At 63.9% G+C, this 23,954-nt stretch carries 23 protein-coding genes; 12 read left to right on the top strand and 11 right to left on the bottom strand.

Annotated elements, in window-relative coordinates; genetic code table 11:
• Window positions 1-40: 40 nt before the first annotated feature.
• Entirely contained in the window at window positions 41-976 is a 936-nt protein-coding gene (locus VRS74_RS05605) for an SDR family NAD(P)-dependent oxidoreductase (RefSeq protein WP_354144266.1), read from the top strand.
• A 70-nt stretch (window positions 977-1,046) separates the two neighbouring features.
• The gene (locus VRS74_RS05600; RefSeq protein ID WP_354144265.1) at window positions 1,047-2,120 is read left to right on the top strand and encodes a hypothetical protein; all 1,074 of its coding nucleotides are present in this window, start codon (window positions 1,047-1,049) and stop codon (window positions 2,118-2,120) included.
• A gap of 63 nt (window positions 2,121-2,183) precedes the next feature.
• Here VRS74_RS05600 and VRS74_RS05595 read toward each other — a convergent pair whose 3' ends face one another.
• Genes VRS74_RS05595 through VRS74_RS05580 form a run of 4 tightly spaced genes read right to left on the bottom strand, consistent with a single transcriptional unit; the run spans window position 2,184 to window position 5,188 of the window.
• Entirely contained in the window at window positions 2,184-2,549 is a 366-nt protein-coding gene (locus tag VRS74_RS05595) for a DUF2794 domain-containing protein (RefSeq protein WP_354144264.1), read from the bottom strand.
• Window positions 2,549-3,247 (bottom strand): serine O-acetyltransferase EpsC, encoded by a 699-nt coding sequence (gene epsC, locus VRS74_RS05590; RefSeq protein WP_354144263.1) that lies wholly within the window; start codon window positions 3,245-3,247, stop codon window positions 2,549-2,551. The genes VRS74_RS05595 and epsC overlap by 1 nt, the downstream gene beginning before the upstream one ends.
• Window positions 3,248-3,273: 26 nt before the next feature.
• Window positions 3,274-3,885 (bottom strand): DnaA ATPase domain-containing protein, encoded by a 612-nt coding sequence (locus tag VRS74_RS05585; RefSeq protein ID WP_354144262.1) that lies wholly within the window; start codon window positions 3,883-3,885, stop codon window positions 3,274-3,276.
• Window positions 3,886-3,904: 19 nt separating this feature from the next.
• Entirely contained in the window at window positions 3,905-5,188 is a 1,284-nt protein-coding gene (locus VRS74_RS05580; RefSeq protein WP_354144261.1) for a heavy-metal-associated domain-containing protein, read from the bottom strand.
• A 73-nt stretch (window positions 5,189-5,261) separates the two neighbouring features.
• Here VRS74_RS05580 and purM point away from each other — a divergent pair, with 73 nt between their 5' ends.
• The 3 genes from purM to VRS74_RS05565 are packed head-to-tail and all read left to right on the top strand — an operon-like array spanning window position 5,262 to window position 8,551.
• Window positions 5,262-6,368, top strand: coding sequence for a phosphoribosylformylglycinamidine cyclo-ligase (gene purM, locus VRS74_RS05575; protein ID WP_354144260.1), 1,107 nt, complete (start codon window positions 5,262-5,264; stop codon window positions 6,366-6,368).
• Window positions 6,358-7,335 (top strand): phosphoribosylglycinamide formyltransferase, encoded by a 978-nt coding sequence (gene purN / locus VRS74_RS05570; protein WP_435521377.1) that lies wholly within the window; start codon window positions 6,358-6,360, stop codon window positions 7,333-7,335. The genes purM and purN overlap by 11 nt, the downstream gene beginning before the upstream one ends.
• A gap of 4 nt (window positions 7,336-7,339) precedes the next feature.
• Window positions 7,340-8,551 carry a sulfotransferase family protein gene (locus tag VRS74_RS05565; protein ID WP_354144258.1) on the top strand — a complete coding sequence of 404 codons (1,212 nt, stop codon included), beginning with the start codon at window positions 7,340-7,342 and terminating at the stop codon, window positions 8,549-8,551.
• Here the strand turns inward: VRS74_RS05565 and mddA are convergent, their stop codons facing one another.
• From mddA to VRS74_RS05545, 4 genes are all read right to left on the bottom strand, one after another.
• On the bottom strand, window positions 8,552-9,289 hold the full coding sequence (gene mddA / locus VRS74_RS05560) for a methanethiol S-methyltransferase (protein ID WP_354144257.1): 738 nt from the start codon (window positions 9,287-9,289) through the stop codon (window positions 8,552-8,554).
• A 149-nt stretch (window positions 9,290-9,438) separates the two neighbouring features.
• Complete coding sequence (gene ndk, locus VRS74_RS05555; protein ID WP_354144256.1) at window positions 9,439-9,861, bottom strand: nucleoside-diphosphate kinase; 423 nt, start codon at window positions 9,859-9,861, stop codon at window positions 9,439-9,441.
• Window positions 9,862-9,957: 96 nt separating this feature from the next.
• Window positions 9,958-10,404 carry a DNA polymerase III subunit chi gene (locus tag VRS74_RS05550; protein ID WP_354144255.1) on the bottom strand — a complete coding sequence of 149 codons (447 nt, stop codon included), beginning with the start codon at window positions 10,402-10,404 and terminating at the stop codon, window positions 9,958-9,960.
• Window positions 10,405-10,450: 46 nt separating this feature from the next.
• Entirely contained in the window at window positions 10,451-11,917 is a 1,467-nt protein-coding gene (locus VRS74_RS05545; RefSeq protein ID WP_354144254.1) for a leucyl aminopeptidase, read from the bottom strand.
• A gap of 111 nt (window positions 11,918-12,028) precedes the next feature.
• Here VRS74_RS05545 and VRS74_RS05540 point away from each other — a divergent pair, with 111 nt between their 5' ends.
• From VRS74_RS05540 to VRS74_RS05520, 5 genes are all read left to right on the top strand, one after another.
• On the top strand, window positions 12,029-14,290 hold the full coding sequence (locus VRS74_RS05540; protein WP_354144253.1) for an LPS-assembly protein LptD: 2,262 nt from the start codon (window positions 12,029-12,031) through the stop codon (window positions 14,288-14,290).
• A 197-nt stretch (window positions 14,291-14,487) separates the two neighbouring features.
• Entirely contained in the window at window positions 14,488-15,816 is a 1,329-nt protein-coding gene (locus VRS74_RS05535) for a peptidylprolyl isomerase (protein WP_354144252.1), read from the top strand.
• Window positions 15,813-16,841, top strand: coding sequence for a 4-hydroxythreonine-4-phosphate dehydrogenase PdxA (gene pdxA, locus VRS74_RS05530; protein WP_354144251.1), 1,029 nt, complete (start codon window positions 15,813-15,815; stop codon window positions 16,839-16,841). The genes VRS74_RS05535 and pdxA overlap by 4 nt, the downstream gene beginning before the upstream one ends.
• Window positions 16,834-17,652 carry a 16S rRNA (adenine(1518)-N(6)/adenine(1519)-N(6))-dimethyltransferase RsmA gene (rsmA, locus tag VRS74_RS05525; protein ID WP_354144250.1) on the top strand — a complete coding sequence of 273 codons (819 nt, stop codon included), beginning with the start codon at window positions 16,834-16,836 and terminating at the stop codon, window positions 17,650-17,652. Before pdxA ends, rsmA begins: the two co-directional genes overlap by 8 nt.
• A gap of 158 nt (window positions 17,653-17,810) precedes the next feature.
• The gene (locus VRS74_RS05520; RefSeq protein ID WP_354144249.1) at window positions 17,811-18,203 is read left to right on the top strand and encodes a PilZ domain-containing protein; all 393 of its coding nucleotides are present in this window, start codon (window positions 17,811-17,813) and stop codon (window positions 18,201-18,203) included.
• On the opposite strand, the gene VRS74_RS05515 is transcribed toward VRS74_RS05520, so the two are convergent.
• From VRS74_RS05515 to VRS74_RS05505, 3 genes are all read right to left on the bottom strand, one after another.
• Window positions 18,200-18,625 carry a DUF3703 domain-containing protein gene (locus tag VRS74_RS05515; protein ID WP_354144248.1) on the bottom strand — a complete coding sequence of 142 codons (426 nt, stop codon included), beginning with the start codon at window positions 18,623-18,625 and terminating at the stop codon, window positions 18,200-18,202. The two genes, VRS74_RS05520 and VRS74_RS05515, sit on opposite strands and share 4 nt — an antisense overlap.
• 92 nt (window positions 18,626-18,717) lie before the next feature.
• Window positions 18,718-19,386, bottom strand: a complete 669-nt coding sequence (locus tag VRS74_RS05510; RefSeq protein ID WP_354144247.1) for an AraC family transcriptional regulator — start codon at window positions 19,384-19,386, stop codon at window positions 18,718-18,720.
• A gap of 7 nt (window positions 19,387-19,393) precedes the next feature.
• Entirely contained in the window at window positions 19,394-21,490 is a 2,097-nt protein-coding gene (locus tag VRS74_RS05505) for a malate synthase G (RefSeq protein ID WP_354144246.1), read from the bottom strand.
• A 172-nt stretch (window positions 21,491-21,662) separates the two neighbouring features.
• On the opposite strand from VRS74_RS05505, the gene VRS74_RS05500 reads away from it, so the two are divergent.
• Window positions 21,663-22,874, top strand: coding sequence for a hydrolase (locus tag VRS74_RS05500; protein WP_354144245.1), 1,212 nt, complete (start codon window positions 21,663-21,665; stop codon window positions 22,872-22,874).
• Window positions 22,871-23,887: an arginine N-succinyltransferase gene (locus tag VRS74_RS05495; RefSeq protein WP_354144244.1), complete on the top strand. Its 1,017-nt coding sequence runs from the start codon at window positions 22,871-22,873 to the stop codon at window positions 23,885-23,887. Before VRS74_RS05500 ends, VRS74_RS05495 begins: the two co-directional genes overlap by 4 nt.
• Window positions 23,888-23,954: the final 67 nt, after the last annotated feature.

Below are 23,954 nucleotides of genomic sequence, written 5' to 3'. Positions count from 1 at the left end.
GTAAGGCCGCTGGGCCGACCTGAAGCAGGAGAGAACCCCCATGAGCATCGACTTCAAGGACAAGGTTGCGATCGTCACCGGCGCCGGCGGCGGTCTGGGTCGTGAATACGCACTCGAACTCGCGCGGCGCGGCGCAAAGGTCGTGGTCAACGACCTCGGCGGATCGCGCGACGGCACCGGCCATTCGGACATGGCGCTGCAGGTGGTCGAGGAAATCGAGAAGATGGGCGGCGAAGCCGTTTCCAACGGCGGTTCGGTCACCGAATACGAACAGATGGAAAAGATGGTTGCCGACGCCAAGCAGAAGTGGGGCGGCGTGCACGTCCTCATCAACAATGCCGGCGTGCTGCGCGACAAGACCTTCGCCAAGATGACCCCGGAAGATTTCGAGTTCGTGCTCAAGGTGCACCTGACCGGTTCTGCCTTCGTCACCAAGGCGTGCTGGGAAACCTTCCGCGAGCAGGCCTATGGCCGCATCCTGATGACCGCTTCGTCCACCGGCCTCTTCGGCAATTTCGGCCAGGCTAACTATGGCGCAGCCAAGCTCGGCCTCGCCGGCCTGACCAAGACGCTGCAGCTCGAAGGCGCGAAGTACAACATCAGGGTCAACACGCTGTCGCCCGTCGCGGGCACGCGCATGACCGAAGACCTGTTCCCCGAAGCGGCCTTCAAGCTGTTCGATCCGGTGAACGTCGTCCCCGCGGCGCTGTTCCTGGTGAGCGAAGATGCGCCGACCAACGCCATCGTCGGCGCTGGCGCAGGCGGCTTCCACAGCGCCTGGACAGTGATGAACGAAGCGGTGTGGCTGAAGGAAGAAGACCGCACGGTGGAAGGCTTCGCGGCAAATTGGGACAAGATTTCGTCCTTCACCAACCTCACCGCTCCGCAGAGCGGCAGCGAGCAGAGCGCCAATATCCTCAAGGCAATGCAGAAGGTGCTCGGCCCCGATGCGGCGCCTTCCAGCGCACGCGGATAATTCTCTGCTGTATTGACACAGTAATACACTAGGCGTACCTCTCCCTGCATCAACAGGGAGAGGTTTGCCCATGTATACTGAAGACGACCTGCGGCAGGCGGTGGCTTCGGGTGCGATCAGCGCCCAGGCCGCAGATGCACTGCGCGAGTCGGTGAAGCTAACGCGCGATGCGCCGGCCACCGACGAAGAGCATTTCCGGCTCATCAACAGCTTCAACGATATCTTCGTGACCATCGCGGCCGTACTGCTGCTGGTGGCAATGGCCGGTATCGGGCAGGCTTTCACGCCGAATCTCGACGGGCCGCCACCCTTCTCCGGCCTGCTGATCGCAGGCGCGGCATGGGGCATGGCCGAATATTTCACCCGCATCCGGCGCATGGCACTGCCCAGCATCGTGCTGCTGCTCGCCTTTGTCGGCGGCGTTTTCGAAATGCTGCTCGGCACTATCGTCATGTCGCTCGGCGGTGACAATTTCGATGGCAATCAAGTGTTGGCCGGATCGCTGATCGCGGGCGCCGCGCTCGCCACCGCGGGTGCCGCATGGATTCACTGGCGCCGCTTCATGGTGCCGATCACCGTTGCTGCAGGAGCAGGCGCACTGACTGTCACTGCTATCGCGCTGATCGTAACAATCATCGGCCCGAACAATATCGACAGCCCTGAGCCGATCTTCATCCCGCTGGTATTCATCGCTGGCCTGTGCGTCTTCGCTTTCGCCATGCGTTGGGACACCAGCGACAGGGAACGCCAGACGCGCCGCAGCGACGTGGCCTTCTGGCTGCACTTGCTTGCAGCGCCCATGATCGCGCACCCGCTGTTCCACTGGCTGGGCGTGACGGGCGGCAACAACATCGGCCTGGGCGCTGCAATGGGCGTGCTCGTGGTCTATGTCGCGCTCGGAATGATCGCGCTGGCGATCGACCGCCGCGCGCTGCTGGTCTCGGCATTGGCCTATGTGCTCGCCGCCTTGACCTTTCTGTTCGACCGCTTCGGCGCGGTCGAACTCAACGTTGCCCTCACCGCCCTGGTGATCGGATCGGCCTTGCTGACGCTCTCGGCTTTCTGGACCCCGATCCGCCGCGCGATCGTGCAGCCGTTGCCTGAAGGGCTCCAGGCGCGCCTGCCGCATGCAGCGACTGCCTGAGGAAGGGAATTCGCGATAGAGGAATGGGGCTCGCACTGCGGTGCGGGCCCCTTTTCATTGCGCTCAGCTGCCGACTGCTTTGACCAGCCGACGTTCCATCGGCGCCAATACACCCGCCAGTTCATGTCCGCGCTTGAGCACCTGGCCATGCTCGCCGAACAATGTCCACATACCCTGCTTCGAACGTAGCGCCGGGCGCTTCTCGATCCGCGCCTGCGGATGCTCGGCGGTGCGGCGGAAGGCCGCGAACACGGCAACGTCGCGAGTGAAATCCATCGCATAGTCGCGCCATTCACCTGCTGCGACCATTCGCCCGTAGAGATCGAGGATTCGTTGCAGTTCTTCGCGCTCGAAACCGACCTGGTTGGGAACACGACCCGGAAATGCGACGACGGACCCTGGCAGTCCGGAGCGCATGCCCGAGCTCATCAATCGTCAGTCCCGCTGCGCTTGGCCATTTCGCGCGGCATCGCGAGGCGCTTCAGCGTTTCGACCTCCGCCTTGAGCTCGGCAATCTCGCCCTCAAGCTTCTCGATGCAATCGCGGCTGGGCTCGCAAGGATCGTCGCACGGCGTGCCATAGGGGATGAATTCGCGCATCCACTCTTCTGCCGGAACAAGCGTGGACCGCGCCTTGAGCCCGATCATGGTTGCGCCTTCCGGAACATCGTCCGTAACCACTGCATTTGCACCGATCCGGGCGCGCTCGCCCACTGTAATCGGGCCGATAATCTGCGCCCCTGAGCCGATGATCACATTGTCGCAAATGGTCGGGTGGCGCTTTCCTGCGATACCATTGGCGGGGTTGGTGCCGCCTAGCGTGACGCATTGGTAGATCGTCACATTATTGCCGATCTCGGCGGTTTCCCCGATCACGGTGAAGCCATGGTCGATAAAGAAATTGCTGCCGATACTGGCGCCCGGATGGATGTCGATCGCGGTCAGGAAGCGCGAGAAATGGTTCACTAGCCGCGCGAGGAAGAACAGCTTGGCTTCGAACAGCCAATGCGCAATCCGGTGGAAGAACAGCGCCCAAACGCCCGGATACAACAGGATTTCCCAGCGCGAGCGCGGAGCGGGATCGCGTGCCCGGACCGAGTCCAGATAGGCTTTGAGCCGGTCGAACATAGTTGTTTTCTCCCACCAAACGCGGGTCAAAGCAAGCGTGCCTGCTCCGGGCCCTGCGTGGCGTCCAATGCGTCGCGCCAGAGAGACATGGTGGCTGGCACCTTGCGTTCAAGGCTTAGCCGGTCGATCGCGATCACAAGATGCTCGATTTCCGCGAAGCTGCGTTCGGCGCGCGGAACGAGATATTCGAGCGCGCCTTCGCCCAGCATCAACCCGCGCTGTTCGGCAATTGCCGCGATCAGCCGGGCGACCATGTCGTCATCGGGCACACCGATTTCGAGCTGCAGCGAGCCGCCCAAACGCGAACGCAAGTCAGGCAGGGCGATCTCCCACGGCTGCCGATCCGAGATCAGCAGCAATGGCTCGCCGGTCTCCTGCGCGCGGTTCCAGCAGTGGAACAGTTCGGCTTCGCCCCAGCTGTCCGCTCCGTCGATCACGTGGATGCCCTGTGTCTCAGCCCATTTGCCAAGCAGCGACTTGCCCGAGCGGGGCGGCCCGGTGAGCACCGCCGTGCGAAAGGGCCATGCCTGCGGGTTGGAGAGCGCCTCATAGGCAGCGGAATTGGCATTGCCGATCACAACCCGGCTTGCCTCTCCGCTGCCCGGAAGCGCCAATGGAAGCGCGATTTGCGTCGACATGCGCCTTCCCTCCCCGCGCCTAGCGGCTGATGGCGAGTGCGTTCGAGCCCTGCTGCACGGAAAAGCCTCGCGCACGCAGGCCCGCAGCGAGTTCGTCCAGCGAGCCCGCGAAGCTCACGCTCATCACCGATGTGCCGCCGAACGCAAGGCTGGTGGTGGCGGCGCCGCGCACGCCGGGCGTGGCGCGCACTGCGGCAAGCGTCGCGTCGATTGATGCGGCGTCCGGGCTGGCGAACTGGACCACATAGGCGGTCACAACGCCCGCCGGTTGGTTCGGCTGTGCAACGCCCGGGCCCACCCCGGGCTGGAGTTCACCTGCGGCGATCGCTGCTTCGCGCGCTTCGATCGCACGACCGATCTCGATCAACCGGGCGATGGCCGGATCGACGATCAGGTCGATATCCTGTTCAAGTGTCGAGTCGGGGCGCAGTTTGCCCTCGGCAAGAGCGTTCTCGTAGATCAGGTCAAATCGGCGAACCGCCTGCCCCAGCATGTCCTGAAGCCCATCAGGCGTATCCGCGGTCATGGTGAAACCGTCGAGATAGCGATTGTCAGGGCCATAACGTGCAGTGAAGGTCCCCGTCACCGGTCCACCGGGATAGGTATAGTCGAGGTGGGCAACCGGAACGAGCACGTCGGCTGCACCGAACTGGTCGAGGATCACCCGCCACCATGCGCGGCTGCGGCGCATCGTCTGGCCCTGGTTCAACAGGAGCGAATCACCCCCGGCCCCGGCCGGGCGGACATAGTTGATCCGGCTCGTCCCCGGATTGAACTCAGCCCAAGCGCGCTGCCACGGGTTGCGCACCTCATACATGGTGTAGGTGCCTGCGCTCGCAGTGACGGGAAGCAGCAGCATCGGTGCGGATGGCTGGCCCCTTACCGCACCGCCAAGATATTGCCCTGCGCGCGTGCGGTCGAAGATCACGCCCAGCGTTGCGCGATAACGGCGCGGACCGATCAACTCGTTCTCGATCACCACAGCGGAGACCATCGCCTCGATTGCCGATGCCGGCAGTTCAGGTCCACCGATCTTTTCCCACGCGATGCGCTGCGCTTCACGCCAACCCTGCTCGCGCGCCTGTTCGGCATTGTCCGCCCGAACGTCTACCTCGATCCCGCCGACATCGATGTCGCTGCTCGATGCGACCGGGGGAATCCCGCGATCGCCCGCCACTTGGGCCACCAGTGCCGCAATCCCAAGCCCCAGCAGCGCAAGCGCGGCAATCCACGCCAGAACGCGCGCGAGCGGGCGGGCGGGAAGCATTGGCGACAGGCGCGAGGTGAGAAGGCTGGCAGTCATCGGGGAAAAGCTGACGCCTTTTGCCTAAAGGCGAGTGGAATTCCAAGCGCGAAAGGCTAAAGCCGTGCACATTATGGCCAGCAACAACCCGCCGCCCGAAAGCTACACCTACCAGGATGCCGGAGTCTCGATCGACGCGGGCAATGCGCTCGTCAAGGCGATCGGCCCGTTGGTGAAGGCAACTGCTCGTCCCGGAGCAACCAGCGAGCTAGGCGGTTTCGGCGGTTTCTTCGATCCCAAGGCGGCCGGATACAAGGATCCGCTGCTGGTCGCGGCAAATGACGGCGTCGGCACCAAACTCAAGCTCGCGATCGAGCATGACCGGCATGACAGCGTCGGGATCGACCTCGTCGCCATGTGCGTGAACGATCTGATCGTGCAAGGCGCCGAACCGCTGTTCTTCCTCGACTATTTCGCCACAGGCAAGCTCGAGAACGGCATTGCCGAACGGGTCATTGCCGGCATAGCCATTGGCTGCAAGCAGGCCGGCTGCGCCCTGATCGGCGGCGAAACCGCCGAAATGCCGGGCATGTATGCTGCGGGAGATTACGACCTGGCCGGGTTCTGCGTTGGCGCCGTCGAGCGCGGCGAACAATTGACCGGCGAAAAGGTTGCGCCGGGCCATGTGCTGATCGGGCTCGCGTCATCGGGCGTCCATTCAAACGGCTATTCGCTCGTGCGGCGGCTGGCCGAAGACAAGGGCTGGAAGCTCGATCGCCCGGCGCTGTTCGATTCCGACCGGCTGCTGATCGATGCGCTGATCGAGCCGACGCGAATCTATGTCGCCAGCCTGCTGCCGCTGATCCGCGAAGGCCTGATCGACGGGCTTGCGCATATTACCGGCGGCGGCCTGCTCGAGAATATCCCGCGCATCCTGCCGGAAGGCGCGCATGCCATGGTCGATGCCGACAGCTGGGAACAGCCGCGGTTGATGGCCTTCCTTCAGGCGCAGGGCAATATCGAGCCGGGCGAAATGGCGCGCACCTTCAATTGCGGCACCGGCATGGTGCTGGCGGTCGCGCCAGACAAGGTCGAAGCGGTGCTCGAACGGCTCGCGGCAGCAGGCGAAACCGCCTTCCGCATCGGAAGCATCGAAGGCGGCGCGCGCGGCTGCACCGTTCGCGGCGGTCAGGGCACCTGGTCGGCCAAGGACGATTGGGAGGCGACGCATTTTGCCTGAGGCAGGTCGCGCCAAGGCAAAAGTCGCCATTTTCATTTCCGGCGGCGGCACAAACATGGCCGCGCTGCTTTATGCCAGCCGCCTGCCCGGCTGCCCCTATGAGATCGTGCTGGTGGCGAGCAATCGCGAGGACGCGGGCGGGCTCACGCTCGCGCGGGCCGAAGGCATCGCGACCTTCGCGCATCCGCACAGGGGAATGGAGCGTGCCGAACACGATAAGGTGATGGAGCGCGCCGCCAGGGATGCCGGGGCCGAATTTATCGTGCTGGCGGGATACATGCGTATCCTGTCGGAGGAGTTCGTCACGCGTTGGGCCGGACGGATCGTCAACATCCACCCGTCGCTGCTGCCGAAATACAAGGGGCTCGACACCCATGCGCGGGCGATCGCGGCGGGTGACAGCCATGGCGGCACGACCGTCCACCTTGTGACTCCGGAACTCGATTCGGGTGCGATCCTGCAGCAGATCGAAGTCGCGATCCTTCCCGACGATACAGCCGAAGCACTGGCCGATCGGGTCAAGCTGGCCGAGCACCAGCTCTACCCGCGCGCGCTGGCCGATTACGTCTCGCGCGGAAACGATCCGGCGTGGCTGATCGAGCAGGTCCGCCAGCGGATAGCCGCGCTGCCCGAAGTCGAAGAACGCCCGAGCCACGGAGCGCCCGGGTGGCGGACCGGAGGCAAGAGCGGCAAATATTTCGCCTATTTCAGCGACCAGCACCACGGCGAGAAAGCCATAGCCTTGCTGGTCAAAACCAGCGGCGCCGACGAGATGAACGCTCTGATCGAGAACGATCCGGCGAGCTTCTATCGCCCGGCCTATTACGGGGCGAGCGGCTGGGTCGGCCTGGTGCTCAACCGGCCCACCCTCGACTGGGGACAGGTCGAACACTGGCTCTGGCGGAGCTGGCGCAGCGTTGCGCCGAAGCGGCTGACTTCACTGATCGACGCAGCGGAGGAATTCTAGCCCGATGGGTGCAATGCTGCCCGAACGGCCGCATCCGCTGGCTCGAGCACCGCTGGTCGACAGGACCTGCGCCGGGCTCGACCATGCCTGGGAGAGGGGCTGGCTACCGCCGCCGTCGATCGATCCGGACGAGCTTTGGCGACGTGCGGCCAAGGGCTATGCTGTAGAGACCGAACGCGGAGGACGGAGCGAGGAGGATGTCGCAGATTTTCGCGAGCGGCTCAGCGCATTATGCTCGGCGGTTGCAAGCGAAGCGCGGCTCAACGCGCTCGGCAAGACGATGGCGCACGGCCAGATCGTGCGCGTGATCCGCCAGCGGTTGGGGCTCGGCCAACTCTGGCTGCAACGACCCGAATTGCTCGACACGCCGCTTGCACCGCCAATCGTGGTGGTGGGCCCCATGCGCAGCGGCACGACCCGCCTCCACCGCCTGCTCGCCGCCGATCCCGCACATTGCGCCACACGCTTCTGCGACAGTTGGTCACCGGTGCCGCAACGGATCGACATGCGCCCGCTTTGGGGCGGCATGATGCTCGCAGTGGCGCGCCAGCTCGATCCATGGATCGACGCGCTCCACCCCATGGGGTCGATGCGGGCCGAAGAGGAACTGGGCTGGATCACCAGCGCGCTGGGCCACAGCACTTTCGAAACGCAATGGCGCGTGTCGTCCTTCACTTCGTTCTGCGAGAAGCGCGATGCGACGCCAATCTACCGCGAATTTGCGCGCATCCTGCGCACCGATGCCGCGCATCACGGCAATGCCATGCGCCCGCGCGTGCTAAAGGTTCCGCAATTTTCGGAGGAGCTGCCTGCCCTGCTGGCGCAATTCCCCTGCGCGCGACTGGTGATTGCGAACCGCGATGGCGAGGATGTGTTGCGCAGCGCGGTTTCGCTCGTGGCCAACCAGATGACGATCCAGTCCGACCATGTCGATCTCGACTGGATCGAAGCCGAATGGCGCCGCAAGCTCGACCTCAGCCACGCGCTGGTCGAAGCGGCGCTGGCGGATTTTACGGGACCGGTCGCGCATGTGCATTTCGATGCGCTCGGCGCGAATTGGGAAGCCGAAATCGCGCGGATCTACGCCGAATTGGGGATCGATCTTGCTCCGGAAGCCCGCACAGCCATGCGCGCCGAAATGCGCGAAAGCGAACTGAGCCCACACCGGTTCCACGCCATGCAACTGGCGCGCTTCAAATCCGGAAAAGCAGCCTAGCTAGCCTGCCTTGCCAATTCCCGGGATGAAGGCCCCCACCCGCTTGCGATAATCGGCATATTGCTGGCCAAATACGGCCAGCAGGTCGCGCTCCTCATAGGATATGCCGATCATGATGTAGATCGTGAAGCCGACCGCCGCGAGTAGATGGCTGTAACTCATGTCCGGCGCCGCCCAGAAAGCGATGAAAAAGCCCGTGTAGAGCGGATGGCGAACGAACTTGTAGAACAGCGGCGTTCGCATTTTCGGCGGCGCTTCCTGCTTGCCCGTAAGGTTGAGCCAGGCCTGTTGCAGCCCGAACAGCTCGAAGTGATTGAGCAGCCAGGTCGAAATGAACAATATGCCCCAGCCCAGCCAGAACATTGCCCAGATCGCCATCCGTGCAGTCTCGTTCTGCACCGACCAGATTGTGCCTTCGATCGGGTGCCAGAACCGGAAAAGCACGACCAGCACCAGCGCGGTCACAAGGCAATAGATGCTGCGCTCTGCCGCCGCGGGGATCATCTTGGTCCAGGCGGCCTTGAAGCCGGGCCGCGCCATCACCGAATGCTGAATGCCGAATAATGCAATCAGCCCGATATTGATGAGCGCCGCAGTAGCCGGTGCCGCAGACAGCCCGTTGTCGACATGCGTCGGCATGAATTCAAATCCGCCGACCCAGCCGACCAGATAGACGAAGCTGGCAAAGAACGCGGCGTAGCACACCAGCGCCAACGCCATGATGACAAGCCTTCCCATTGTTCCCCTCCCCGGAAGAACGATGCGACCCAAGCGGGAGGATAGCACCCGCTGCCCGTCAGGGCGAATCACCCGGCCAAGCCCCTGAATCGAAAGGGCCCCACCGCTCATTGAGCAGCAGGGCCCCGAAAACTTTCAGGTAAAAGGTATCAGCCGACGATTTCTTCAGGCTTGAAGAAGAAGGCGATTTCGATCGCAGCGTTCTCATCGCTGTCCGAACCGTGGACAGTGTTTTCGCCGATCGACAGCGCCAGTTCCTTGCGGATCGTGCCCGGAGCAGCATCGGCCGGATTGGTCGCGCCCATGATGTCGCGGTTGCGGGCGACAGCGTCTTCGCCTTCGAGCACCTGCACCACCACCGGCTCGCTCATCATGAAGTCGACGAGTTCACCGAAGAAGGGACGTTCCTTGTGAACAGCGTAAAAGCCTTCGGCCTGCTCGCGGGTCATGTGGATGCGCTTCGAAGCGACGACACGCAGGCCGGCTTCTTCCAGCATCTTGGTGACGGCGCCGGTCAGGTTGCGGCGCGTGGCATCGGGCTTGATGATCGAAAAGGTGCGGGTAACCGCCATGCTCTTGTTCCTTGCGAATTTGGGGGTGTTTTCGAGTTGCGCGCGCCCCTAGCGCCGAGTTGGGGCCACTGCAAGCCCTGCGACGCCCCAGAAGGGCTAGCCCCCTGCCCGCCAGCGGCCCGACTCATCCTGCTTGTGTATCTCGCGCGCGACCCCTTCGGCCCCGTCAAGCTCGCGCCACAGCGCGCGCGCAGCATCAGTCTCGGCTGCGCCGAACAGCAGGAGCGCGCGTTCGAACTGCAAGGCTTCGGGACGCCACTGCCCGTCCGCCAGCAGCACCATACTCGCCCCATTGGCGGCCTCGACCTTGTCCGACAGCAGGATCGGTTGCCTCTCTGCGTGGCCTGCATCCGCCTCGCCATTGGCAAGGAATTCCTCGGGCCCGCCGCGCCACAATTCGCGCCCGATCACCGCGCGCTGCCCCGGATCGCCGCTCACGACAAGCAGCCGCTGGCCCGCCTGCAAAACCTTGCGCGCCAGCATCGCCGCGACGCGTTCCACAGGGTCGCGGCTTAGCTGGTAGAAGTCGACGCGCGTTGCCATTTGCGCCCTATCGCATTGCGTCAGGCAACGGCTGGCACGCCATGCTTCAACCCTTCAGCGTATTGCGAACGAAGCGATCGAGCAGGCGTACGCCATAACCGGTCGCGCCCTTGTCCCAGGTGCGGCCCGGCTTGTCCGACCAGACCATGCCGGCGATGTCGAGATGCGCCCAGGGCGTATCGTTTTCGACGAAGCGCTTGATGAACTGCGCTGCGGTGATCGAACCGCCTTCACGCGGACCGAGGTTCTTCATGTCCGAGATCGGTGAATCGATCAGCTTGTCGTAGGCCGGGCTGAGCGGCATCCGCCACAGCTTGTCGCCCACGGCCGCGCCCGCCTCAGCAAGATCTGCCGCGAGATCGTCATCATTGGCGAACATGCCGCCATACTCATGGCCGAGCGAAATGATCATCGCACCGGTAAGCGTTGCCAGGTCCACGATCAGCGAAGGCGAGAATTCGCGCTGGGTCCAGGTGATCGCATCGCCCAGCACCAAGCGGCCTTCGGCATCGGTGTTGAGCACTTCGACGGTCTGGCCACTCATCGAGGTGACGATGTCGCCGGGGCGCTGCGCACGTCCGTCAGGCATGTTCTCGACCAGCCCGACGACGCCGACGATATTGGCCTTCGCCTGGCGCTTGACCAAGGTGAGCATGGCACCCGCGACTGCGCCCGCGCCGCCCATGTCCCACTTCATGTCCCACATGCCCGGCCCGGGCTTGAGCGAAATGCCGCCGGTGTCGAAGGTCACACCCTTGCCGACGAAAGCAACCGGCGCATCGCCCGGCTTGCCCCCCATCCATTTGATCGCGAGCACGCGCGAGGGCTGCTCGCTGCCCTGGCCGACGCCGAGCAGCATAGCCATGCCGAGCTTTTCCATCTCATATTCGTCGAGCACCACCAGTTCGGCGCCGGTTCCGGCGAAGCGCTTCTCGCAGCGTTCGACAAAGCTGATCGGGTAGATCTTGTTGGCGGGTTCAGCGACCAGTTCGCGGGTGAATTCGACGCCCTCTGCCACTGCGGCTGCATCCGTCCATGCAGCTTCGGTTCCGTCGGGCGCACCGATAACGGTAACGGCGGCGAGCGTCTTCTTCTGCTCGTCCTTCAACCGGGTCCGATAGGCGTCGTGCCGCCAGCTGCGCAGGCGCAGGCCCAGCAGCACAGCCGCAGCAGCATCGGCGTCGAGGCCGCTACCGCCGAAATCGACAACCAACGCGGTTTCGCCCGAGGTAAGATATTTGGCTGCCAGCGCCGCACCGGCCTTTTCCAGGCCCTCTGCACGAACGTCGCTCTTCGCATCTGCATCGCCTGCACCTGCCAGCGCGACCCGCACCAGCTTGCCGCCCCGTTCGACAAAGCCTTCGAAGAATTGACCGGCCCGGCCCTTGAAACGAGCAGCCGCTGCCCCGTCGACGATCGCGCGTTCGAGGCGCGCGGGCATGCTGTCCTGGTTCACGACATGCGCCATCAAGCTAGCATCGGCGGGCGCGGTTTCGCTGAAATTGATCTGCATTGTTACTCCGAACGGGAAGGGCCTGCACAGGCAAGTCGAGTAATGCGCCGGGTTCCGACGCGTCAGTGAATGGCGATTGCGATTAGGCGCGAGCGGTGCGATAGGCAAGCCATGTCCCCGCCGCAGCAGCAATGCCTGCAAGCTTCCTCTATTCGCTTGCCGTTACAGGGCGCCTTGTGCGCATCGCTGGCCTGTGCGTTGGCGTGGAGCGCGCCGCTTGCCGCGCAGGATCTGGTCGAGCCGGTTGCTACCGAAGAGGCCGTGCAGCCGGGGCGGATCATCGCCTTCAGGGCCGACAATCTCGACTATGACGATGAAGGCGATGTCGTAACCGCAAGCGGCAATGTGCTCATGTCGAGCGAGGACCAGTCGGTTCGGGCCGACGAAGTGCGGTGGGACCGGCGTAGCGGCACCATCTATGCCAATGGCAACGTTCGCCTCGTCGATAATGGCGGGAACCAGCTCTACACCGAATCGGCCGAATTGACCGAGCGCTTCGAAGCCGGTGCCATCGCCGAAGTGCTGGTGGCCCTAAGCGCTGGCGGGCGGCTGGCAGCGCGGGGCGGCGAGCGCAGCGAAGGTGGCGACGTGGTTCTTCGCGATGCGGCATACACCGCCTGCCCGGTGACCGACCCGGAAGGATGCAACAAGACGCCGAGCTGGCGGATTACGGCCAGCAAGGTCATTTTCGACCCCGAGACCAACCGGATCAGCTTCAACGGGGCCATGCTCGAGCTGTTCGGTGCGCGCATCCTGCCCATGCCCGGGCTCGCTTTCCGCACCGATGGCCGCGCGATTTCGGGCTTCCTGGTCCCGGACCTGCGGGTCTCGGAATCGAACGGCGTCGAAGTCAGCGGCAGCTATCATTGGCGGATCGCCGACAACAAGGACCTCACGGTCGGCACGCATCTCTACACCAAGGCGACGCCGATGGTGTCGGGCGAATGGCGGCACCTGACCGACCGTGGAGCCTACCAGATTACCGGCTATGCCACGCACAGCCGGCGCATCACCGACTTTACCGGTGAGCCTACCTCCGAACGCGATCTGCGCGGTTATCTCGCGGCCAACGGCCGATTCCAGTTCACCCCGGAATGGAGCCTGACCAGTTCCATTCGCGTGGCCAGTGACCGGACATTCCTGCGCCGCTATGACATCAGCCGCGACGACCGGCTGCGCTCGACCATCAACCTCGAACGGATCGACCAGAACTCCTATTTCTCACTTGCAGGCTGGGCGACGCAAACGCTGCGGCTTGGGCAGCCGCAGGGTCAGGTCCCAATTGCCTTGCCCGTACTCGACTATCGCTACCGCGTGACCGACCCTGTTGCGGGTGGAACGGTAGAACTGCAAGCCAACAGCCTCAGCCTGGTTCGCAAGGATGGGCAGGACACGCAACGCGCCTTTGCTTCGGCGCGGTGGGACCTGCGCCGCTTGACCGGGCTGGGCCAGGTGGTGACGCTGACCGCTCTGGGCCGGGGCGACATCTACCACAGCGATGAGAACGGCCAGACCGTGACCGAGAGCTATCGCGGCGAAGCAGGCTGGCAGGGCCGCGGCATCGCCGTGGGCGCCATCGACGTCGAATGGCCGTTTGTGGGCGAGGCGTTCGGCGGCACGCAGGTGCTCAAGCCGCGCCTCCAGCTGGTCGCAAGCCCGTCGATCCGGAACCTTGAAATCCCCAATGAGGACGCGCGCGCGATCGATCTTGAGGATTCGAACCTCTTCTCGCTCAATCGCTTCCCGGGGTATGACCGGGTCGAAGACGGGGTGCGGCTGACCTACGGCTTCGATTGGGAAGTGCAGCGGCCCGGATGGCGTGTCAAAACTACCATAGGCCAGTCCTATCGCTTCGACACACAGCGCCAGATCCTGCCCGACGGCACCGGCCTGTCCGAACGCGTATCGGACTTCGTGGGGCGGACTGAAGTGCGCTATCGCGACCGCGTAAAGCTGACGCACCGGTTCCGGGTCGACAAGGACAGCCTCGCGGTGCGTCGCAACGAGTTCGACGCCACTATTGGCAGCGAACGCACCTATGTCGAAGTGGGTTATTTGCGGCTCAACCGCGACATCGCCGGTATCGAGGATCTGCAGGACCGCGAGGAGCTGCGCGCAGCCGCGCGGATCGCCTTTGCGCGATATTGGTCGGTGTTCGGCGCAGGCGTCTTCAACCTAACAGACAAGCAGGAAGACCCCACTTTCACATCCGACGGTTTCCAGCCGATCCGAACCCGATTGGGCATCGCCTATCGCGACGAATGCCTCGAATTCGGGCTCACCTGGCGGCGCGACTATGTCAACGCAGGCGACGCGGCGCGTGGCGACACCTTCCAGCTGACCTTTGCACTCAGGAATCTTGGCCTGCGCTGACAATTGGCCGCTTCGCCCGGTGTGGGGGATTGCCGCGCAATCGGGCGTTGGCAGGCAAGCACGAAACCGTTATCTGGGCGGCGGCTAACCGCCATGGGAGCAAATCAGCTGGCGTTAAGACGGCAACTGCCAATGGCGGAAATGAAACTGGCGCGGACATGCGTCGCAATTGGAATTAACGCGTGACTCGCAACAGCTTGACCAAAGGCATTCTTTCGCTCGCTGCCCTCGGGCTTGCCGCAGTACCGGCCAGCCTTACGGCGCAAGCCGGGCCGACGGCGGACGATCCGCTGGGCATCCCCGCCAATATCTCGCTGATGCGTGAAGCCAATCCCAACGTCCGCACTGCCACAGCGATCGTCAACGGCCAGGTCATAACGGGCACTGATGTAGACCAGCGACTGGCACTGGTGGTTTCCGCTTCGCGCAACCAGCTGAGCGAGGAAGAGCTCCAGCGGCTGCGGATGCAGGTGCTGCGCAATCTGATCGACGAGACGCTCCAGATCCAGGCGGCTACGGCCCAGGAGATCACCGTGACGCGGGCCGAAGTGGACCAGCGCTACAACTCGCTCGCCGCCCAGAATTTCGGGCAAGACCCGGCCGCAATGGATGCCTACCTGCTTTCGGTCGGCTCCTCACCTGCATCGCTCAAACGCCAGATCGAAGGCGAGCTGGCGTGGCAGAACCTGCTCCAGCGCAATATCTCGCCTTTCGTGCGTGTGTCGCAGGAAGAGGTCAATGAACTGCTCAAGCGCCTCGAATCGTCGCGCGGAACCGACGAATACCGGCTCGGCGAGATTTTCCTTTCGGCGACGCCTGAAAACCGCAACTCGGTGATCCAGGGCGCGCAGCAGATTGTCGAGCAATTGCGCCAGGGCGCCAGCTTTGTCGCCTATGCCCGCCAGTTCTCCGAAGCTTCGACTGCAGCGGTTGGCGGCGATCTCGGCTTCGTGCGCCTCGCACAGCTTCCTGCCGAGCTGGCTACCGTTGCAGCCGAAATGCAGCCCGGCCAATTGGTCGGGCCGATCGAAATTCCGGGTGGCTTTTCGATCCTGTACCTGATCGACAAGCGCCAGGTGTTGATGGCCGATCCGCGCGATGCGGTGCTGAGCCTGAAGCAGATTTCGATCAGCTTCGAGCCAGGCGTGTCTCAGGAAATCGCAGAAGCGCAGGTCGAACGTTTCGCCAACGGCGTGGAAGCCATGCGCGGGTGCGGCGATGCCGATGCAGCTGCGGCAGCGCTGGGCGCCATCGTGGTCAGCAATGACCAGATCCGAGCCCGCTCGCTGCCCGAGCAGTTGCAGAACATCGTGCTCAACCTCCAGATCGGCCAGACCACCCCGCCCTTCGGTTCGATCGAAGAAGGTGTGCGCGTGCTGATGCTGTGCGGTCGCGACGACGCCGAGGTGGCCGGCGGCCCGAGCTTCGACCAGCTGATGGACCAGCTGGAAGAGGAGCGGATCAACAAGCGCGCCCAGCGCTACCTGCGCGACCTGCGTAACGACGCCTATATCGAGTACAATTGAGCGCGCAGCAGCCACTTCCGATTGCCATTTCGCTGGGCGATCCGGCAGGTATCGGGCCGGAACTGATCGCAGAGGCGTGGGTGCGGCGCAGCGAGGCTGGGCTGGCTCCATTCTTCGTGCTCGGCGGCGCGAAGGTGCTGGCGGCTGCCAGCGCCCTTCGCGGGCTCGATTGTCCGGTCATCGCCATCTCGCATCCGGCTGAAACGCATGACGCCTTCGCGCGTGGGGTGCCGGTATTGGGCGCAGCCGACGCTGGCTACACTCCGGGACAGCCCGATGATGCCGGCGCACGACTGGCGCTCGCTTCGCTCACCGAGGCCACGCAGCTTGTGCGCGACGGAGAAGCCGCTGCGCTGGTCACCGCTCCGATCGCCAAGGCCGAGTTGGCAAAGGTGGGGTTCGATTTCCCCGGGCAAACCGAATTCCTCGCCAACGCCTGCGGCGCATCTACCGAAGATGCCGTGATGATGCTCGCGGGGCCGAGCCTGCGCACGGTGCCGCTGACGGTGCATTGCGCGCTGGCGGAGGTGCCCGGCCAGTTGAGCCAGGAACTTATCTGCAACAAGGCCCGCATCGTCGCCGCTGCCCTTACGCGCGATTTCGGCATAGACCGCCCTCGCCTCGCCCTCACCGGGCTCAATCCCCATGCAGGCGAAGGCGGCAAGTTCGGCGACGAGGAAGCACGCATCATCGCGCCCGCAGTCGCAGCGCTGCGCAAGGAGGGGATCGACGCCAGCGGGCCGCATTCCGCCGATGCACTGTTCACGCCGCGCAGCCGCGCAACTTTCGACGCAGCGCTGTGCATGTATCACGATCAGGCGCTGATCCCGATCAAGGCGCTCGACTTCGATGAAGGGGTGAACGTCACGCTTGGCCTGCCGATCATCCGCACTTCGCCCGATCATGGCACGGCATTCGAAATCGCAGGCAAGGGTATTGCCGATCCCGGTGCGATGATCGCTGCGATCCGCATGGCGAGCGCAACGGCGGCACGGCGCGCCCAAAATCACGTAGCGCATGGCTGACCTGCCACCATTGCGCGAAGTGATCGCGAAGCATGGCCTCAGCGCATCGAAGGCGCTGGGCCAGAACTTCCTGTTCGACGCGCAATTGCTTGACCGCATTGCGGCGATCCCAGGCGACTTGCAGGACAAGGCTGTGCTTGAAGTCGGGCCCGGACCGGGCGGCCTGACACGGGCGCTGCTCAAGGCCGGAGCGCGCGTTACCGCGATCGAAATGGACAAGCGCTGCCTGCCCGCGCTCGCCGAATTGGGCGAAGCCTATCCGGGGAACTTGCGCGTGATCGAAGGCGACGCGCTCAAGCTGGATCATAACGATCTGATGGGCGAGCCTTATGCTGTGGTCGCCAACCTTCCTTATAACGTCGGCACCGCACTCTTTACGCGTTGGCTTTCGGGCGAAAGCTGGCCGCCGCAATGGACCTCGCTCACGCTGATGTTCCAGCTCGAAGTGGCGCATAGGATCGTCGCCGAAGCAGGTAGCGGCACCTACGGACGCCTCGCCGTTCTGGCCCAGTGGCGTAGCACCGCAAAGCTGGCGATGAAGGTCCACCGCAGCGCCTTTACCCCGCCGCCCAAGGTGATGAGCGCAATCGTCTATGTCGAACCAGGCGAAATGCCCGGTGGCGTGTCCGCACGCATGCTTGAAAGAGTTACCGAGGCTGCCTTCGGTCAGCGCCGCAAGATGCTGCGCCAGAGCCTCAAGGGCGTGCCGGGCGCGCTCGAAGTGCTGGCGTCGCTTGGTATCGACTCGCAGCGCCGGGCGGAGACCCTGTCAGTCGACGAATTCGTCGCGATAGCCCGCGCCCTCAGCTAAGCGCCCGGTTGCGGGCCCGATCTCAATTCCGCGCAGAACCCATTCCGCAGCAAACGGGCGGGCATAGATGGTAAATTTCGATTAAACATGAATGCCAACCGTTCGGCATCGCTTGGCTGCCATAGCACAGGTTCAATCGGAACCGGGGGCAGCAGGGAATGAGCCTGTACGACGCACGCAAGAGAGCCGCACAATTGGAGCGCCGCCGCAGCGCGCGCTTCACGGTGGATCTCGAAGCGTTGTTCCGTTCGATCGCCCACGAGCGCATGGGTCGGCTGGCCAATATCTCCGAACAGGGCGCCAAATTGATGATGGACCCGCCGCCGCGCGAAGGCATCTCCGGCTGGCTCGCTTTCGCCGGACAGGAAGTCTTCTGTCGCGTGATCTGGGCCAGCAATGATTCTTGCGGGATCGAATTCGATCGCCCGCTGGCCCAGCCCGTGCTTGTCGCCATCGCAGGCGAACAAGTGAACCAGGCCGGCCCGGTCGCCAATGCCGGCAATATCCAGATGGGTCGCAAGCGGGGTACGCTCGTTGCCAGCGGCGGCTAGGGGCTCAGCCTACCAGCCGCGGCGAACACGATTCCGACCAGCACCACCCCACGCAGGGCCACGTCCCGCCATACGCGATAGCCTGAAAACTCCGCTGCAAGCTCGGGCGGATAGGGCATGGGCTTGAGCGGATTGACATTGGCGCCTCCGGTATTTCCCTTCGGCACCCAACCCGTAAGCCAGCCGAGCGGCACCGCCGCCAGCCGGGTGATCTGGCCCCGCACCTCTTTGCTCTCGCGCTTCGCCTTGGCAACGCGCAGCATCGCCCAATGCGAACGCCAATGCCGCGTCAGCCAACGCTGCCCCAATATATGCGCCCGCTCGAGGTGCCTGAAGGCCAGCTCCAGTTCGCCGCGCCGCTCATCTTCCAGCGCGAGCTGCATTTCGGCTTCGAATTTCTGCTTCAACCGCTTGCGGTCCATGGCTCGGATCTCCGCTCTGTATGGATCAATGCGGCGATGGCTAGAGCGTTGCGCGGGCGCCGGATTGAATGGATCGCTCGAAATGCATAGATTCAACCGCTTGCCAGCACCTTGCGACTGGAACCGGGGGTGATTCCCAGCATCGCACGCATCGTCCGCGAATAATGCGCTTGGTCGGAGAACCCGGCGGCAATTGCCGCCTCGGCGAGCGAAGTTCCTTGCGCCACAGCCAGACCGGCGCGGCGCAGGGCCGACCACAACCGCCACCGGCTGAGTGGCATTCCGAGCTGATGGGCGGCGAGCGCGCGCAACCGTTGCTGCGAAATTCCTACCCGCCGCGCGACGTCATCCAACGAGAGGTCGAACGCCCCGGGTTGCTCGAGCAATGCCATCGCGCGCTCGAGCCGGCGGTCGGTGACTTCGCCGACGATGGTCGAGGCAGCCTGCTCTACGGAATCGTCGTTCCCGGCGAACCGTCCCGCCGGTTCGCTACTGCATAGACCAAGCAAATGTGCGCCCAGCCGCGAGCTCGGTTCGACCAGGTAGATCCTGCCGCTGCCTAGCGGCGCCAGTCGATGGCGGATATGCGGGCGAATGTAGAGCAGCGACCCTTGGATCGCGGTGCCATCCTCCAGCTCTAACCGGGCCGTTTCCCCGAATACAATCTGCAACGCAATGTGGCTGTGGCACGAATTGTCGCCGCTCGATCCATTGAAAACAATGTATCGGTCGGCAAATCGGGTTCGTCCCGCCCAGTCCACTTCGGCTTCAGCTCGCCTTCTTCACGAGGCGCCAACTGTGCAGCAAAGGCTCGGTATAGCCTGACGGCTGCTCGACGCCCTTGAACACAAGGTCGCAGGCGGCGCGGAAGGCCGGGCCATCCTCATTGCCGATAAGCGGAGTGTAGAGCGGATCGCCAGCGTTCTGTGCATCGACCTTGGCCGCCATCCGGCGCAGGCTGTCCATCACCTGATCCTTGGTCACCACGCCGTGCAGCAGCCAGTTGGCCATATGCTGGCTGGAAATGCGCAGCGTCGCGCGGTCTTCCATCAGGCCGACGTCATTGATGTCCGGGACCTTGGAGCAGCCCACGCCCTGATCGATCCAGCGCACGACATAGCCGAGCAGGCCCTGCGCATTGTTGTCGAGCTCTTCGTGCAGCTCGTCCTCCGACCAGTTCACGCCTTCAGCCAGCGGAATGCTCAGCAGGTCGTCAAGTGGCGGAATCTCGCCCAGCCCCTTCTGCACCTCGAACACGTCGCACTGGTGGTAATGCAGCGCGTGAAGCGTCGCGGCGGTGGGTGAAGGCACCCAAGCGGTGTTCGCCCCGGCCTTGAGGTGGCCGATCTTCTCGACCATCATTTGCTTCATCAGGTCGGGCGCGGCCCACATCCCCTTGCCGATCTGCGCGCGGCCCGACAGGCCGTGCTTCAGCCCGATGGCGACATTGCGCTTCTCATAGGCGGTGAGCCATTTGCTGGTCTTCATCGCGCCCTTGCGGATCATCGGCCCGGCTTGCATCGAAGTGTGGATTTCGTCGCCCGTGCGGTCGAGGAAGCCGGTGTTGATGAATACGACGCGGTCCTTCACTGCCTGGATACAGGCGGCAAGGTTCGCGCTGGTGCGGCGTTCCTCATCCATCACGCCAACCTTGATCGTGTGGCGAGGAAGGCCAAGCAGGTCTTCCACCGCATCGAACAGATCGTTGGTGAAACCGCATTCTTCCGGCCCGTGCATCTTGGGCTTTACGATATAGATGCTGCCGCAGCGGCTGTTGCCGTATTTCGCGTGGCCTTCGACATCGAGCGCGCCGATCGTGCTGGTGAACACAGCATCCATGATCCCTTCGGGCACTTCGCCGCCATCGGCCAACCGGATCGCCGGGTTGGTCATCAAATGCCCGACATTGCGCACGAACAGCAGGCTGCGGCCCGGCAGGCTATGCTCGCTCCCATCGGGCGCGGTGAAGAGCTTGTCGCCCGCCAGCGCGCGGGTGAGCGTCTTGCCGCCCTTCTCGAAGCTTTCCTGCAAATCGCCGCGGATCACGCCCAGCCAGTTGGTGTAGGCGAACAGCTTGTCTTCCGCATCGACCGCGGCGACCGAATCCTCGCAATCGCAAATGGTGGTCAGCGCGGCCTCGCAGAGGATGTCAGCGATGCCGGCCTTGTCGGTCTTGCCCACGGGATGCTCGCGATCGAAAACCACTTCGATGTGGAGGCCATTATTCTTGAACAACAGGCCCTTCTCGGTCTTGCCGACATACTGGCTCTCGTCCTGCAGCTTGCCATCATGCTCGTCGGCGAGGTTGGCCCAGCTCTGGCCCACCAGCGGCAGCGCCTGGTCGAGGAATTCACGACCACGCGCGATTACCGCCGCTCCGCGATCCTCATCATAGCCGCCCGGCCGTGCCAGAGGCGCATCGAGCGCGTCGGTGCCGTAGAACGCATCGTACAGGCTGCCCCAGCGCGCGTTGGCCGCATTGAGGAGGAAGCGTGCGTTGAGCACGGGCACCACCAGCTGCGGACCGGCCATGGTCGCAATCTCGGGGTCGACATTCTGCGTGCCGATGGTGAACTCGCCCGGCTCGGGCACGAGATAGCCAATCTCGCGCAGGAAGGCCTGGTATTCGCCCTGATCGAGCGGCTTGCCGCGCCGCGCCACATGCCAGGCATCGATCTTCGCCTGCAGCTCGTCCCGCTTGGCCAGCAAGGCGCGATTGCGCGGCGCAAACTCTGCCAGCAAATCCGAGAAACCCTGCCAGAAGGCATCCACATCGCGGCCGAGCGGGGCCAGAACCTCCGCTTCCAGGAAGTTCGCCAGTGCAGGATCGATTCCGATCCCGGCGCGGGTGACATATTCGCTCACACATTCCTCGCACAGTTGGGCCGGCCGGCTTACGGCAGGCGGATTATCGGACTGTATCCCGGGGAGGAATGGCGCGGGCTATGGCCAATGCATAGGCCAATTGCAACCGGGCAATGGATGAGTTCATCGCACGGCTTGGCCTGACGTTACGGCACGGCTAGAGCGGTTACACATGCAACAAACGCCTGCCTCGCACACCGCCCTTCTCGAACGGATCGATGCGCCCGCCATGCTAGAACAGGTGCAGGCGTGGAGCGCAATCAATACCGGCACCGCGAATCTGGACGGGCTGGCGAAACAGGCGGCTGCATTGGTCGAGGCTTTCTCTGCGCTGCCCGGCGAGATCGAACTGGTCGAGCCCGCCCCGGTTACCGCGATCGACGCGAACGGACATGAATTCGCCAAGCCGCATGGCAGGCACATGGTCCTGCGTGTTCGCCCGCAAGCGAATCGCCGCATCCTGCTAACCGGCCACATGGACACGGTGTTCCCGGCCGATCACGCCTTCCAGGGCCAGAAATGGCTCGACGGCGAGACCCTCAACGGCCCGGGCGTGGCCGACATGAAGGGCGGAATCGCAGTTATGCTGCAGGCGCTGAAGGTAGCCGAGGCCGCCGGGACGATCGGCGCGCTTGGTTATGACGTGATGATCAATTCGGACGAGGAGACCGGCTCGCTCGCTTCGGCCGGGCTCATCGCCGAACTTGCGCAGGGCAAGCTCGCGGCGCTTACCTATGAACCCGCCGCCCTGCCCGACGGCACGCTGGCGCATGAGCGCGGCGGCACAGGAAACTATTCGATCACCTTCACCGGCAAGAGCGCACATGCCGGGCGCAATCCGCATGAAGGCCGCAACGCCGTGGTCGCCGCAGCGGATCTGATCCTGCGCCTCAAAGGGATGGAGCGTGACGACCTTACCATCAATCCCGCCAAGCTCGAAGGCGGCGCGGCAAACAATGTCGTGCCTGACCATGCCGTGCTGCGTTTCAATATCCGGCCCAAATCGACCGAAGCGATGGAGGGCTTCGAACGCGATCTCGCGCAAGTCCTCGCCGCAGTCGAACGCGAACACGAAGTCGGGATTCATCGCCACGGCGGAGTCACTCGCCCGCCCAAGCCGGTCGATGAGCGGGCGCAGCGCCTGTTCGACCTCGTCAAGGCCTGCGGTGCCGAACTGGGCCAGGCAATCCGCTGGCAAAGCTCTGGCGGGGTGTGCGACGGAAACAATATCGCCGCCTGCGGCGTACCTGTGGTCGACACCATGGGCGTGCGCGGCGGAGCAATCCATTCGCCCGACGAATTCCTGATCGTGCCCAGCCTGGCCGAACGTGCTGCGCTGTCCGCACTCGTCATCACCCGCATTGCCAACGGAGAACTCCATTGACCTTCCGCCTGCGCGCCGCCCGCGCCGACGACCTCGAACCGCTTTACGAGATGGCCAAGCTTACCGGCGGCGGCTTCACCAATCTGCCGCCTGACCGCAATGCGCTCGGCGCCAAGCTCGAACGCGCCGGAACCGCCTTTGCCAATGAAGCCGATGAGCTGGCCGACGAGCAATTCGTGCTGGTGCTGGAGAATTCCGAAACGGGCGCGATCCGCGGCACTTGCCAATTGATGACCCAGGTGGGGCAGCGTTGGCCGTTCTATTCCTATCGGCTCAACACGCTGACCCAGTATTCGCAGGAGCTCGACCGCACTGTGCGCGCCGAACTGCTGAGCCTCGTCACCGACCTCGAAGGTTCGAGCGAGGTCGGCGGGCTGTTCCTCCACCCCAATGAGCGCGCAGGCGGGCTGGGCCTGTTGCTGGCGCGCAGCCGCTATCTCTTCATCAAGATGCATCGCGCGCGCTTTGCCGACCGTGTGCTGGCGGAACTGCGCGGGATCATCGACGAGCGTGGCGGCTCGCCCTTCTGGGACGGGGTCGCAGGCCGGTTTTTCGGGATGAACTTCCAGGAGGCCGATTATTTCAACGCGATCAACGGCAACCAGTTTATCGCCGATTTGATGCCCAAGCACCCGGTCTATGTCGCGATGCTGGATGACGAGGCGCGCAGCGTGATCGGGGTGCCCCACCCCACCGGTCGCGCAGCGATGCGCATGCTCGAAAATGAAGGCTTCCGCTTCGAAGGCTATGTCGACATTTTCGACGGTGGGCCGACCATGACCGCGCGCACCGACGAAGTGAAAAGCGTGGCTGAGGCTGAAGCGCGCACGGTCGCTTCGCTCGATTGCGACAAGGGCGAACGCGCGATCATAGCGACCGGGAATCTGGCCACATTCCGTGCCTGTTTCGGCGCGCGCGCGCTTGGCGAGGACGGGTCGATCGCAATCGATTCGGTGACAGCGGACGTGCTTGGCGTTGGAGTGGGCGACAAGGTGTGGAGCGTTACGAGATAGGACAACGCCCCTGACCCGTTCGGGCTGAGCTTGTCGAAGCCCTGTCCTTCATCTGGACCGGCGGGCA

The organism is Altererythrobacter litoralis (assembly GCF_036324225.1).
Taxonomy (GTDB): Bacteria; Pseudomonadota; Alphaproteobacteria; order Sphingomonadales; family Sphingomonadaceae; genus Erythrobacter; species Erythrobacter litoralis_A.
This window is presented reverse-complemented; position numbering and strand designations above follow the sequence as displayed.

What these genes read in the sequence shown, in the direction of transcription:
- VRS74_RS05595 (WP_354144264.1), bottom strand. Translation starts at nt 2,549, where the DNA reads ATGAGCTCGGGCATGCGCTCCGGACTGCCAGGGTCCGTCGTCGCATTT.
- purM (WP_354144260.1), top strand. Translation starts at nt 5,262, where the DNA reads ATGGCCAGCAACAACCCGCCGCCCGAAAGCTACACCTACCAGGATGCC.
- VRS74_RS05540 (WP_354144253.1), top strand. Translation starts at nt 12,029, where the DNA reads ATGTCCCCGCCGCAGCAGCAATGCCTGCAAGCTTCCTCTATTCGCTTG.
- rsmA (WP_354144250.1), top strand. Translation starts at nt 16,834, where the DNA reads ATGGCTGACCTGCCACCATTGCGCGAAGTGATCGCGAAGCATGGCCTC.
- VRS74_RS05605 (WP_354144266.1), top strand. Translation starts at nt 41, where the DNA reads ATGAGCATCGACTTCAAGGACAAGGTTGCGATCGTCACCGGCGCCGGC.
- VRS74_RS05545 (WP_354144254.1), bottom strand. Translation starts at nt 11,917, where the DNA reads ATGCAGATCAATTTCAGCGAAACCGCGCCCGCCGATGCTAGCTTGATG.
- VRS74_RS05500 (WP_354144245.1), top strand. Translation starts at nt 21,663, where the DNA reads ATGCAACAAACGCCTGCCTCGCACACCGCCCTTCTCGAACGGATCGAT.
- ndk (WP_354144256.1), bottom strand. Translation starts at nt 9,861, where the DNA reads ATGGCGGTTACCCGCACCTTTTCGATCATCAAGCCCGATGCCACGCGC.
- mddA (WP_354144257.1), bottom strand. Translation starts at nt 9,289, where the DNA reads ATGGGAAGGCTTGTCATCATGGCGTTGGCGCTGGTGTGCTACGCCGCG.
- VRS74_RS05580 (WP_354144261.1), bottom strand. Translation starts at nt 5,188, where the DNA reads ATGACTGCCAGCCTTCTCACCTCGCGCCTGTCGCCAATGCTTCCCGCC.
- VRS74_RS05515 (WP_354144248.1), bottom strand. Translation starts at nt 18,625, where the DNA reads ATGGACCGCAAGCGGTTGAAGCAGAAATTCGAAGCCGAAATGCAGCTC.
- VRS74_RS05550 (WP_354144255.1), bottom strand. Translation starts at nt 10,404, where the DNA reads ATGGCAACGCGCGTCGACTTCTACCAGCTAAGCCGCGACCCTGTGGAA.
- epsC (WP_354144263.1), bottom strand. Translation starts at nt 3,247, where the DNA reads ATGTTCGACCGGCTCAAAGCCTATCTGGACTCGGTCCGGGCACGCGAT.
- VRS74_RS05600 (WP_354144265.1), top strand. Translation starts at nt 1,047, where the DNA reads ATGTATACTGAAGACGACCTGCGGCAGGCGGTGGCTTCGGGTGCGATC.
- VRS74_RS05585 (WP_354144262.1), bottom strand. Translation starts at nt 3,885, where the DNA reads ATGTCGACGCAAATCGCGCTTCCATTGGCGCTTCCGGGCAGCGGAGAG.
- VRS74_RS05520 (WP_354144249.1), top strand. Translation starts at nt 17,811, where the DNA reads ATGAGCCTGTACGACGCACGCAAGAGAGCCGCACAATTGGAGCGCCGC.
- VRS74_RS05565 (WP_354144258.1), top strand. Translation starts at nt 7,340, where the DNA reads ATGGGTGCAATGCTGCCCGAACGGCCGCATCCGCTGGCTCGAGCACCG.